We start from the raw sequence: 12,681 nt of genomic DNA, 5'->3' as shown, positions 1-12,681 counted from the left end.
CCTATTTTACCTGCGCCGCGGCGGTGGCAGATCGGTACAAGAACCGTGCGCCACTTCGGCGGCCATGCCTATTGATTCGCCCAGCGTGGGATGCGGGTGAATGGTTTTACCGATGTCGACGGCATCGGCGCCCATTTCGATGGCCAGCGCGATTTCACCAATCAGGTCGCCCGCATGGGTACCCACGATACCGCCGCCCACAATCCGATGGGTTTCAGCATCGAACAACAACTTGGTAAAGCCTTCGTCGCGCCCGTTGGCAATGGCACGGCCAGACGCGGCCCAAGGGAACAGCCCCTTCGTTACGGCAACGCCTTGCTGCTTGGCCTCGTCTTCAGTCAACCCGACCCAGGCAACTTCGGGGTCGGTATAGGCCACTGACGGGATAACGCGCGCATCGAAATAGCTCTTCTGGCCGGCAATAACTTCGGCCGCCACATGCCCTTCGTGCACGGCCTTGTGCGCCAGCATGGGTTGGCCGACGATATCGCCAATGGCAAAGATATGAGGCACGTTGGTGCGCATTTGGCGATCGACAGAAATAAAGCCGCGATCGGACACTTCGACCCCGGCATTCTCGGCGCCAATGGCGCGCCCGTTGGGGGTGCGCCCTACTGCCTGCAAGACCAGATCGTAGCGCTGCGGCTCTTTGGGTGCACCCTTACCTTCAAAAGTTACCCAAATGCCGTCATCGCGTGCCTCGGCACCCACGGTTTTTGTCTCGAGCATGATGTTGTCAAAGCGATGGGCATTCATTTTTTCCCATACTTTGACCAGGTCGCGATCTGCACCCTGCATCAAGCCGGTCTGCATTTCGACGACATCAAGACGTGCGCCCAAGGCCGAATATACGGTACCCATTTCAAGACCAATAATGCCACCGCCCACAATCAGCATCTTTTGGGGCACGGCAGGCAATTGCAGGGCGCCGGTCGAGTCGACGATGCGCGGGTCTTTGGGCAAAAACGGCAGCTTTACCGACTGGCTGCCGGCCGCAATAATGGCGGAAGCAAATTTGACGACCTGGGCATTGCCTTTGGCATCGGTGATTTTTAAATGATTGGCGTCGATAAACTGGCCGTTGCCGTTAACGACCTTGACTTTACGGGCCTTGGCCATGCCGGCCAACCCGCCCGTCAACTTCGAGACAACACCGTCTTTGTAGGCGCGCAAGGCATCGAGGTCGACTTCGGGTTTCCCAAACGAAAAACCATGCGAGGCTAAAGACTGGGCCGCTTCGGCAACACCGACGGTATGCAGCAGGGCTTTTGAGGGAATGCAACCCACGTTCAGACAAACCCCGCCCAACGTGGCATAGCGCTCGACCAGGACAACAGACAACCCAAGATCGGCGGCCCGAAATGCCGCCGAATAACCACCGGGGCCTGCACCCAGCACCACGACGTCGCACTGAACATCGGCGGCACCCGAGTATGAGGCCGCCGCAGGCGACACGCCGGCTGGCGCTGCAGGCGTGCTGGACGATGCCTGACCGGATGCACCGGCTGAGGCCGGCGCGCCGCTTGCTGCAGTTTCGCCTGAAGCTGCCGGGCTGGTTTGACTTGCGGCGGGCGCCGATGCTTTGCCGGTGTCGGCGCCTTGTGTGGCGTCGATTTGAACCAGCGCTGCACCTTCGGCGACTTTGTCGCCCACCTTGACCATGACCCGAGTGACGACCCCGCCCTGCTCGGCCGGGATTTCCATCGAGGCCTTATCGGACTCGACGGTAATCAGGCTTTGCTCGGGCTTGATGGTGTCGCCTACATTCACCAGTACTTCGATGACTTCGACTTCGGCGAAATCGCCAATGTCGGGAACTTTCAGTTCTACACTGCTCATGGCATCCCTTATAGCGCGATACGACGGAAATCAGCCAGCAAGCTGCCCAAATACGCGTTGAAACGCGCAGCCGACGCACCGTCGATGACGCGGTGGTCGTACGACAGTGACAGCGGCAACATCAGGCGGGGCTGGAACGCGGCGCCGTCCCAGACGGGCTGATGACTGGAACGCGACACACCCAGAATGGCCACTTCGGGTGCATTGATAATAGGTGTAAATGACGTACCGCCGATGCCGCCCAACGACGAAATAGAGAAACAACCGCCTTGCATCTGAGCGGGCGACAACTTGCCGTCGCGCGCTTGTTTGGCCAGTTCGGACGTTTCGGCTGCAATATCAAAAATACCTTTTTTATCGGCATCGCGAATCACCGGCACGACCAGACCATTGGGCGTATCGGCCGCAAAACCAATGTGGTAGTACTGCTTGAGAATAAGGTTATCGCCTTCAAGCGAGGCATTGAATTCAGGGAATTTCTTGAGCGCAGCGACGCACGCCTTGATCAGGAAGGCCAACATGGTGACCTTGACACCCGACTTCTCGTTCTCTTTGTTAAGTTGAACGCGCAAAGCTTCAAGGTCGGTAATGTCGGCAAGATCGTTATTGGTAACGTGCGGGATCATGACCCAGTTGCGGCTGAGATTCGCACCAGACAGCTTTTTAATACGCGATAACGGGCGCGATTCGATCGGACCAAATTTGGCGAAATCGACCTTGGGCCAATCGATCACGCTGAAACCGCTGCCTGAAGCAGCATTTGCTGTAGTCGCACCACCTGCCAGCGCCTGCTTGACGAAACCACGAACGTCGTCGATGACAATACGACCCTTGGGGCCGCTGCCATTGACACGCGTCAGATCGACACCCAGTTCGCGAGCGAACTTGCGCACCGACGGCGAGGCATGCGGCAGCTTGTTTAAAGGTCGATCGTTGCCATAGGCCTCGGTTGGCGACGGGCGCGCGGGGCGTTCGCCGGCAGGACGGCCCTCGTCGGGTACGGCCACCGCAGTACTGGTCGCGGCCGCGGGGGCCGATGCCTCACGTTCGGGTGCAGCGTTTGACGCCGAACCAGCGGCTTGGGCAGCAGCGCTTGTTTCGGCAGCCGGCTCACCCGAAGCCTTGACTTCGATGAGCGCAGAACCTTTGCTGACTTTGTCGCCCACTTTTACTTTGACAGACGTAACCACACCGGCGTGAGACGACGGCACCTCCATAGAGGCCTTGTCGGACTCGACCGTAATCAGGCTTTGGTCAACGGCAACGGTATCGCCTTCGGCAACCAGCACCTCAATGACCTCAACTTCCGGGAAGTCGCCAATGTCGGGAACCTCGACTACCACAGACCGTGCTGTCGCAGGCGAGGAAGGCGTGGCCTGAACAGCGGGCACCGGCACCGCCGCAGAGGCGGGTGCTGCGCGCGAGTCATCGGCCGACTTGGCGGCGGCAGGCGCCGATGAAGCGCCCTGTTCGGCGGCCTCGAGCTCAAGAATCAGAGCGCCCTCTTTGACCTTGTCGCCCACGTTGACCTTGACGGACTTGACCTTACCTGCTGCAGTTGAGGGGATTTCCATCGAGGCCTTGTCGGACTCTACGGTAATCAGGCTTTGCTCTTCTTTAATGGTGTCGCCCGGGGCGACCAATACTTCAATAACTTCTACTTCGCTAAAGTCGCCAATATCGGGCACTTTAACTTCGACGAGGTTGCTCATGTCGTCTCCCCTGATCAGGCGTATTGTGGGTTGGCTTTGTCTGGGTTGATCCCGTACTTCTTGACCGCTTCTGCGACTTTTTCGAGCGGGATAAGGCCATCGTCGGCCAACGAACGCAACGCAGCCACCGTCACGAAACGACGATCGACTTCGAAGTGCTCGCGCAGCTTGGCACGGAAATCGGAACGGCCGAAACCATCGGTACCCAACACTGTGAAACGGCGGTTGTCGGGTACGAACGGACGGATTTGGTCGCCGAAGAGCTTGACGTAGTCCGTAGAGACCACGATGGGGCCTTTGGTACCTTGCAACTGTTGCGTAACGTAAGGTGTGGGCAGATCTTTGGCATCGGGGCGCAGTAAACGCTGACGCTCGCAATCAAGACCGTTGCGACGCAGCTCGGTAAAGCTGGTCACGCTCCAGATGTCTGAGCTGACGCCCCAGTCTTTCTCGAGCATGTCTTGTGCGGCAATGACTTCACGCAATATGGTGCCCGAACCCATAAGCTGGACACGCAACTTGTCGTTGTCGCTGCCATTGCTCTTGAGCTTGTACATGCCCTTGATAATGCCCTCTTCGTCGCCGGCTTTGAGGCCGGGCTGGGCATAATTCTCGTTCATGACGGTGATGTAGTAGAAGACGTTTTCCTGGTCTTCTACCATACGCTTGAGGCCGTTTTGAATAATAACCGCCAGCTCGTGTGCGAACGTAGGGTCGTACGACACGCAGTTAGGAATAAGCGCCGACATGATGTGGCTGTGGCCATCTTCGTGCTGCAAGCCCTCGCCGTTAAGCGTAGTGCGCCCTGCGGTACCCCCCAACAAGAACCCGCGTGCCTGCATATCGCCGGCCGCCCAAGCCAGGTCGCCAATACGCTGGAACCCAAACATGGAGTAGTAGATATAGAACGGGATCATGATGCGGTTATTACTGGCATACGACGTGGCCGCCGCAATCCAGGAGCTGAACGCACCAGCTTCGTTAATCCCCTCTTGCAATAACTGACCGTCGGCCGACTCTTTGTAGTACATGACCTGGTCTTTATCGACCGGCGTGTACTTCTGGCCTTCGGGCGCGTAAATACCGATTTGACGGAACAGGCCTTCCATACCAAACGTACGCGACTCGTCGGCCAGAATAGGCACAACGCGTGGCGCCAGCGCTTTGTCGCGAAGAATCTGGTTAAGAATGCGCACAAAACCTTGCGTGGTCGAAATTTCACGACCTTCGGCGGTGGGTTCGAGCACGGGCTTGAACGCCTCGAGCGCGGGAGCCTTGAACTGTTCGGTGGACCGCGGGCGACGCTTGGGCAGGTACCCACCCAGCGCCTGACGGCGTTCGTGCAGGTATTTCATCTCGGGCGAGTCTTCGGCCGGCTTGACGTAAGGCAAGGCCTCGAGTTGGTCGTCGGGCACCGGAATATTGAAGCGGTCGCGGAATTCGCGGATGGTATCGAGGTCGAGCTTTTTCTGCTGGTGCGAGGGGTTTTTAGCCTGGCCGACATGACCCATGCCGTAACCCTTGATGGTTTTGGCCAGAATGACGGTGGGCTGCCCTTTATGGTTGACGGCCGAACTGAAGGCCGCATAAACCTTGTGCGGGTCGTGACCGCCACGGTTCAAGCGCCAGACATCTTCGTCGCTCATGCGGCTGACCAGTTCCAGCAATTTGGGGTGCTTGCCGAAGAATTTTTCGCGTACGTAGGCGCCATCGTTGGCTTTGTAAGCCTGATACTCGCCGTCGACGGTTTCTTCCATGATACGACGCAAAATACCTTCTTTGTCGCGCGCCAAAAGCGGGTCCCAGTAGCCGCCCCACAGCAGCTTGATGACGTTCCAGCCGCTACCGCGGAAATCGCCTTCAAGCTCTTGAATAATTTTGCCGTTGCCACGCACCGGGCCGTCAAGGCGTTGCAGGTTGCAGTTAACAACAAAAATAAGATTGTCGAGTTTTTCGCGTGCGGCCAGGCTGATGGCGCCAAGCGATTCGGGTTCGTCCATTTCGCCGTCACCGCAGAATACCCAGACTTTGCGCTTGCTGGTGTCGGCAATGCCACGGGCATGCAGGTACTTAAGGAAGCGGGCCTGATAAATTGCCATGATAGGCCCAAGGCCCATAGACACCGTCGGGAACTGCCAGAAATCGGGCATTAACTTGGGGTGCGGGTATGAAGACAGCCCCTTGCCGTCAACTTCCTGGCGGAAGTTGTTAAGCTGATCTTCGCTTAAACGACCCTCGAGGAAAGCGCGGCCATACACACCGGGCGAACTATGGCCCTGGAAATAAACCAGGTCACCACCATGATCTTCCGTTTCAGCATGCCAGAAATGGTTTTGACCACAACCGATCATGGTAGCCAAAGACGCGAACGAAGCGATGTGACCGCCAAGATCACCGCCGTCAGGTGGCGAATGGCGATTGGCCTTGACCACCATCGCCATGGCGTTCCAGCGCACATACGAGCGAATCCGGGCCTCGAGGGCCAGATTGCCAGGGTGTGCAGGCTCGAGCCCGGGCGGGATGGTGTTGACGTACGCGGTATTGGGCGAAAACGGGATATGGGCACCGGAACGGCGCGCCAGATCGATCAGGCGTTCCAGCAAAAAGTGGGCGCGTTCGGGGCCTTCTTGTTCAAGAACAGCCTGAAGCGCTTCGAGCCATTCTTGGGTTTCGACAGCGTCAATATCGGCTTGCGACGCAGCACCGACTTTTTCAAGAGAGGACATTAGAAGTCTCCTGTGTGTTGTATGTGAAACTTAGCCTGATGAAAGCCGTGAACCCGTTGTAGCACGTAATTTACACGCGCGAAAACCCGCGACCTTGGCGTAAGACTGCAGCCATTCTAGGAAAGTGTTCAGCTTTGATCAAGCGAAATTTCACTTTATGGCATGAGTTTTTATAATGTGAAAAACAAAGGATTATGCATAGGGCTAAAATAGCCGCGTCGAGTACATCTACCACTATGGCCACACCTCCCCGAAAGTCCCTCATTCCAACGACGTTTTACGAGCAGGCACAAAAGCGACGCGGCCTTTATTGGCTGACGCCTTTCATTGTCCTGATCTTGTACCTATGCGTTATGGGGGCGTTTTTCTGGATGCAGCGCATCCAGAACGACAGCGTCATGTTTGTCACTATTGACCAGGAGGTCCGCCAGCAGCGCCTGCTTATGTTGGTGGTGGCGTTGTCATTGGTTATCGTGGTCAGTCTGCTGGCCTTGTGGCGCTATACCCGCTTTCGTACCCGGGCAGAAGCCGCCCTGCTGGCCGAAACCGGCTTTCGCCGCGCCATGGAAAATTCCATGTCCACCGGGATGCGCGTTTTCGACATGCAAGGCCGAATTGCATACGTCAACCCTGCGTTCTGTCGCATGATCGGCTGGAACGAAGCCGACCTGATCGGGCGCACTACGCCGTTTCCGTACTGGATCCCGGGGCGCCACGCCGAACATCAAGAAACGCTCGACCTGCTGTTGTCCGGCCGCACCCCAAGCAGCGGCCTTGAAATCGAAGCGCAACGACGCGACGGTTCACGCTTTACTGCGCGTATGTATGTATCGCCTCTGCGCGACCACAACGGCGACCAGATCGGCTGGATGACGTCAATGACCGACATTACCGAACCAAAGCGCATACGCGAGGCCCTGACGGCCGCGCACGAACGCTTCATGACGGTACTCGAAGGCCTGGATGACGCTATTTCAGTGGTGGCCGACACCCCGGACGGCCTTGAGCTTTTATTTGCCAATCGCACCTACCGGCGCTTTTTCGGGGCGCAATCGGCCGGCCACAGCGAACTGCTGGGCGGGCGTCTGGGGCGTTTTACCGACGAAACCATCGAGACCTATTCAAATTCGGCCCAGCGCTGGTTCGAAGTGCAACACCGCATGCTGGCCTGGACAGATGGCCGACGGGTGCGGCTGCAAGTGGCGCGCGACATCACCGAACGCCGCACCCACGAAGAAGAATCACGCATACAGCAAGAAAAAATCCAGCTGACCAGCCGCCTGACCACCATGGGTGAAATGGCGTCGTCGCTGGCACACGAACTCAACCAGCCGCTCACGGCCATAGCCAACTACAACATGGCGGCGGTCGCCATGATCAAGGCGGGCAAGGCATCGCCTGAAACCTTGCTCGATGCCCTCGAAAAAGGCGCGCGACAAGCCGAGCGGGCAGGCAAGATCATCAGCCGCATCCGCGAATTCGTCAAACGCAGCGAACCGCGCCGCCAACGCGTATCTGTCAATCGCATTCTTGACAACGCCATTTCGTTCGCCGAAATCGACGCGCGCAAGCGGCAGGTTGTCATAGAAAAGCACCTGCCCGACGACCTGCCCGACGTCCTGGCCGACCCCATTCTTATCGAACAGGTATTATTGAACCTTTTGAAAAATGGTGTTGAAGCCATGGAGCACAGCGAATATCGCACGCTGCATGTCGTGGTATCCAACCAGGCCCCCATCGTCGAAGTGGCTGTCATCGACCGCGGGCACGGGCTGAAAGACCCCGAACGCCTTTTCGAACCGTTTTACAGTACCAAGTCTGAAGGCTTGGGCATGGGCTTGAACATCTGTCGTACCATCATCGAGTCGCACCACGGTCGCCTGTGGGCGGTAGCCAACCCCGATGGCGGTACGATTTTCAGGTTCACCCTGCCTCGTGCGGCTCAAACCGAGCCCAACCCGCCAGAGAATCACCAGGAGTTGCAAGCATGACCACAATTGTTTCCGATACCGTTTTCATCGTCGACGACGACGAGGCCGTCCGTGACTCGTTGCGCTGGTTGCTCGAAGCCAACGGCTACCAGGTCCAGGCCTTCGAAAGCGCCGAAACCTTCCTAGACACCTACGACCCCGACCAGGTCGGCGTACTGATTGCCGATGTGCGTATGCCCGGCATGAGCGGTCTTGAACTGCAAGAGGCGCTAATCGCCCGCAACTCGCCGCTGCCCATTGTGTTCATCACCGGTCACGGCGATGTCCCCATGGCGGTATCCACCATCAAAAAAGGCGCCGTCGACTTCCTCGAAAAGCCCTTCAACGAATCCGATCTGCGCACTATCGTGGCGCGCATGCTCGAACAAGCTGCCGAGCGCGCCTCAAAGGCCCAGGCCCAGAAAAATCATCAGGCTGTACTCAGCCGACTGACGACGCGCGAGCAACAAGTGCTTGAACGCATCGTGGCCGGCCGCCTGAACAAGCAAATCGCCGGCGACCTGAACATCAGCATCAAAACCGTCGAAGCCCACCGGGCCAACATCATGGAAAAACTCCAGGTCACCACGGTTGCCGATTTGATGAAAATTGCCCTGGCCGGTGCCGAAGGAAACGTATGACGGCCCGTATTATCGATGGCAAAGCGCTGTCGAATACCATCAAAGAAGACGTGGCCCAACGCGTCACTGCCCTGAAAGAAAAAGGCCTTACACCCGGTCTGGCGGTCGTGCTGGTGGGCGAAGATCCGGCCTCCAGCGTCTATGTTCGCAACAAGGCTGCAGCCTGCGAAAAGGCGGGGCTGCACTCTGAAGTCATCCGCCTGAAAGCCGACATCACCGAAACCGCCCTGCTCGACGTCGTACTCGACCTGAACGCCAACCCGCGTATTCACGGGATTTTGGTCCAGTTGCCGTTGCCGGCCCACCTCGACGCCGCCAAGGTCATTGAAACCATCGCCGCCGAAAAAGACGTCGACGGCTTTCATATCAGCAACGCCGGGCTGCTCATGACTGGTCAGCCGCTGTTCCGCCCGTGTACGCCTTACGGCATCATGAAGTTGCTCGAGTCCCAAGACGTTGCCTTGCGCGGCGCTGAGGCGGTCGTCGTCGGCGCCAGCAACATTGTCGGCAAGCCCATGGCCATGCTGTTGCTGGCCGCAGGCGCCACGGTCACCATCTGCAACTCAAAAACGCGCGATCTGCCCGCCCAAACGCGCCGGGCCGATGTCCTGGTTGTGGCAACTGGTCGCCCCGAAATGATTACCGGCGACATGGTCAAGCCAGGCGCGGTGGTCATTGATGTCGGCATCAACCGACTGCCCGACGGCCGCCTGACAGGCGACGTCGAGTTTGCATCGGCCAGCCAGGTCGCAAGCGCCATCACGCCCGTCCCGGGCGGCGTCGGCCCCATGACCATCGCCATGCTGCTCGTCAATACGCTCGAAGCCGCGGAACGTTCTGCCGGCTTGCGTGTCTAAACTGCATGTCATCTGCGTTGGTCCGCCGCTGGCAGGCTGACGCAGCCGCTGCAATCCTCTCTTCGTTGTGCTCATGAATCAAAATCCTTTGCTCGTTCCCATCGACACCCTAATCGACTACGCCGTGGTTCAACCCGCGCACATCGAGCCGGCCGTCAAGACGCTTATCGAAGAAACGCGCAATGCCATTGAGCAAGCGGCATCGCCGCAAACCCCCGCCACCTGGGAATCCTTGATCGATCCGGTTGAAACCGTATCGGGTCGCCTGTGGCGCGCTTGGTCGGTTGCAGGCCACCTGAACGCCGTTGTCAACACGCCGGAACTGCGACAAGCCTACAATCAGTGCCTGCCGTTGGTCACCGAATTCTCGACCTGGATTGGCCTGCACAAAGGCCTGTACACCCAATACCAGCGCCTGCACAACAGCCCGGAATTTGCACAATTACCCGCCGTGCGGCAACGCATTATCGAACTGGCGCTGCGCGACTTCCGGCTAAGTGGCGTTGAACTCGAGGGCGAGGCACGCGAGCAATATGCCCAAATCTGCGATGAAGAAGCCCAGGCCTCGCAAAAATTTTCTGAAAACGTACTCGACGCCATTGACCAATGGTTTTTGCTTGTCGAAGACGCCGCACGCCTTGAAGGCATCCCTGCCGATGTCTGCGATGCCGCCAAGGCCGATGCCGAAAAGAACGGCCAAACAGGCTGGCGCCTGACACTGAAAATGCCGTGCTACCTGCCAGTCATGCAGTACGCCAAAGACCGCAGCCTTCGCGAAACGCTTTACCGTGCCTACGGCACAATTGCCTCCGAGCAAGGCGATACCCGTTTCGACAACACCCCGCTCATCGAACAGTTGCTTGACTTGCGTGCCCGCGAAGCTCGGCTCCTGGGTTTTGCCAATTTCGCCCAAATGCGTCTCGAAACGCGGATGGCCGACAACGCAGACCAGGTGCTCAACTTTTTGCGCGAACTAGCAGCGAAAGCAAAACCTCATGCACAACGCGATCTGGTTCAGTTGCAGGCCTTCGGACGCGAAACCCTGGGTATCGATAGGCTCGAACCCTGGGACAACGCTTATGTCTCCGAACGCTTACGCGAAGCGCGCTATGCCTACTCCGAAGACGAAATCAAACAATATTTTACCGAGCCCAACGTCGTGGCTGGCTTGTTTGGTGTTGCCAAAATCTTGTTCGGTGTAGAAGTGCGCGATACCGGCCTGACGGCCTGGCACCCCGATGCGCGCGTGCTTGAGGTACTGCGTGATGGCGAACCCTGCGGGCACTTGTTGCTCGACCTGTACGCACGCCAGGGCAAGCAAAGCGGCGCCTGGGTCGACAGCGAACGAACCCGCAGCCGTGCAAACGGGCAATTACAAACGCCTGTGGTGTACCTCACTTGCAATTTCACGCCGCCAGCCAATGGCAAACCGGCGCTGCTGACGCACGACGACGTCATTACCTTGTTTCACGAAGCCGGCCACGCCTTGCATGCCCTGCTCTCCACGGTCGATGACCCCGGCGCGTCCGCCTTCGCCAGCGTCGAATGGGATGCAATCGAACTGCCCTCGCAATTCATGGAAAACTTCTGCTGGGAATGGCGCGTCGTCACGCAGATGTCATCGCATGTCAGCACCGGCGAACCCTTGCCCCGCGCGTTGTTCGACAAGCTGCTGGCCGCACGCAATTATCAAAGCGGAATGCAAACCGTCCGCCAGATTGAGTTTTCGCTGTTCGACATGCGTATCCATAATCAGGCCAACGGTTTGCCCATTGCCGACGTCATGCAAACGCTCAACGACGTGCGCAACGAAGTTGCCGTGCTCTTCCCGCCCGAATGGCACCGCTTCCCGCATAATTTTTCGCACTTGTTCGCGGGCGGCTATGGCGCCGGCTACTACAGCTACAAATGGGCCGAGGTCTTGTCGGCAGACGCGTATGCCGCATTCGAAGAAACCGCCCTGACGACGGAATCCGGCGAACCCGATACGCTTAATGCCAAAACCGGCCGGCGTTTCCGCGATGAAATACTCGCGGTGGGTGGCGCACGGCCGGCGGCTGAATCGTTCCGGGCCTTCCGCGGCCGCGATGCGCAAATCGATGCGCTGCTGCGGCATAGCGGCATGAATGAAACGGCTGCAGATAGCGCGCAGCCGACGTAACACGGCTTCGGCCCCTGTTCCCGTTTCGTATCGTTTGTTTGTTTCAGGGTCACACCATGCAATTTTCGCTAAAAGGCAAAGTACAACGTTTTCTCTCTGCGAGTATGTTCACCGTGGTCGCAGCATCCGGCCTGATGGCAACCCACACGGCATGGGCCAACCCTTTGCCGGGTGACCCTGCCGCCGAAGCCCTGCGCGACACGCAGGTGCATAAGGTACGGGGCTTTTTGCCCGACTTGCGTTTTAACCTCGTGGGCCCCGGCGAACAGCCCGTTACTGCCGCAAACTACAAGGGCAAGGTGGTCATGATGTTCTTTGGCTACGCCAGTTGCCCCGACATCTGCCCAACAACCATGGCGCAGCTGTCGCAAGTCATGCACGGCCTCGGTGACCAGGCCGACAAGGTACGGATTCTGTTTGTCAGTGTCGACCCGCACCGCGACACATCCGAGAAGCTGCAGGCTTATGTACAGGCTTTCGATACGCACGCTATCGGGTTGACGGGCAGCGAGAAGCAGGTCGCCGACGTGGCACGGCGGTACCGTGTGGCCTATCAAATCGAAAAGCCACGTGCCGACAACCCCGACGCCTACGAAGTGGCGCACAGTCGTGGCATTTATATTTTTGACGCCGATGGCAAAGCATCGATTCTGGCTTCAGACAGCGAGTCAGTCGAGGCCCTGACAACCGCGGTGCGCGGTTTGCTGCCCGTCACACAGCAATAAGCCATCAGAACACCGGGCACCAGCGCACGGTTCACAACAAAACGGCGGCC

At 58.3% G+C, this 12,681-nt stretch carries 8 protein-coding genes; 5 read left to right on the top strand and 3 right to left on the bottom strand.

The genetic code is table 11. The features are described from left to right. Positions 1-6 precede the first annotated feature (6 nt). The 3 genes from lpdA to aceE are packed head-to-tail and all read right to left on the bottom strand — an operon-like array spanning position 7 to position 6,277. Entirely contained in the window at positions 7-1,839 is a 1,833-nt protein-coding gene (lpdA, locus tag GTU67_RS05555) for a dihydrolipoyl dehydrogenase (RefSeq protein ID WP_185779119.1), read from the bottom strand. An 8-nt stretch (positions 1,840-1,847) separates the two neighbouring features. Next, complete coding sequence (gene aceF, locus GTU67_RS05550; protein WP_185779118.1) at positions 1,848-3,551, bottom strand: dihydrolipoyllysine-residue acetyltransferase; 1,704 nt, start codon at positions 3,549-3,551, stop codon at positions 1,848-1,850. A 14-nt stretch (positions 3,552-3,565) separates the two neighbouring features. Then, positions 3,566-6,277, bottom strand: coding sequence for a pyruvate dehydrogenase (acetyl-transferring), homodimeric type (gene aceE, locus GTU67_RS05545; protein ID WP_185779117.1), 2,712 nt, complete (start codon positions 6,275-6,277; stop codon positions 3,566-3,568). 236 nt (positions 6,278-6,513) lie between these two features. Between aceE and GTU67_RS05540 the strand changes: the two genes are divergently transcribed. From GTU67_RS05540 to GTU67_RS05520, 5 genes are all read left to right on the top strand, one after another. Continuing rightward, positions 6,514-8,268 (top strand): PAS domain-containing sensor histidine kinase, encoded by a 1,755-nt coding sequence (locus GTU67_RS05540; protein WP_185779116.1) that lies wholly within the window; start codon positions 6,514-6,516, stop codon positions 8,266-8,268. Beyond that, positions 8,265-8,888 (top strand): response regulator transcription factor, encoded by a 624-nt coding sequence (locus GTU67_RS05535; protein WP_185779115.1) that lies wholly within the window; start codon positions 8,265-8,267, stop codon positions 8,886-8,888. Before GTU67_RS05540 ends, GTU67_RS05535 begins: the two co-directional genes overlap by 4 nt. After that, complete coding sequence (folD, locus tag GTU67_RS05530; protein ID WP_185779114.1) at positions 8,885-9,745, top strand: bifunctional methylenetetrahydrofolate dehydrogenase/methenyltetrahydrofolate cyclohydrolase FolD; 861 nt, start codon at positions 8,885-8,887, stop codon at positions 9,743-9,745. Before GTU67_RS05535 ends, folD begins: the two co-directional genes overlap by 4 nt. Positions 9,746-9,818: 73 nt before the next feature. Further along, the gene (locus tag GTU67_RS05525) at positions 9,819-11,906 is read left to right on the top strand and encodes a M3 family metallopeptidase (RefSeq protein WP_185779113.1); all 2,088 of its coding nucleotides are present in this window, start codon (positions 9,819-9,821) and stop codon (positions 11,904-11,906) included. 56 nt (positions 11,907-11,962) lie between these two features. Further along, positions 11,963-12,631 (top strand): SCO family protein, encoded by a 669-nt coding sequence (locus GTU67_RS05520; protein ID WP_249417589.1) that lies wholly within the window; start codon positions 11,963-11,965, stop codon positions 12,629-12,631. Positions 12,632-12,681 lie beyond the last annotated feature (50 nt).

Source organism: Pusillimonas minor, from assembly GCF_014237865.1.
GTDB classification, from domain to species: Bacteria; Pseudomonadota; Gammaproteobacteria; order Burkholderiales; family Burkholderiaceae_B; genus Neopusillimonas; species Neopusillimonas minor.
This window is presented reverse-complemented; position numbering and strand designations above follow the sequence as displayed.

Coding starts and splice junctions, on each gene's coding strand:
- GTU67_RS05520 (WP_249417589.1), top strand. CDS start 11,963: ATGCAATTTTCGCTAAAAGGCAAAGTACAACGTTTTCTCTCTGCGAGT.
- GTU67_RS05525 (WP_185779113.1), top strand. CDS start 9,819: ATGAATCAAAATCCTTTGCTCGTTCCCATCGACACCCTAATCGACTAC.
- GTU67_RS05540 (WP_185779116.1), top strand. CDS start 6,514: ATGGCCACACCTCCCCGAAAGTCCCTCATTCCAACGACGTTTTACGAG.
- lpdA (WP_185779119.1), bottom strand. CDS start 1,839: ATGAGCAGTGTAGAACTGAAAGTTCCCGACATTGGCGATTTCGCCGAA.
- aceF (WP_185779118.1), bottom strand. CDS start 3,551: ATGAGCAACCTCGTCGAAGTTAAAGTGCCCGATATTGGCGACTTTAGC.
- GTU67_RS05535 (WP_185779115.1), top strand. CDS start 8,265: ATGACCACAATTGTTTCCGATACCGTTTTCATCGTCGACGACGACGAG.
- folD (WP_185779114.1), top strand. CDS start 8,885: ATGACGGCCCGTATTATCGATGGCAAAGCGCTGTCGAATACCATCAAA.
- aceE (WP_185779117.1), bottom strand. CDS start 6,277: ATGTCCTCTCTTGAAAAAGTCGGTGCTGCGTCGCAAGCCGATATTGAC.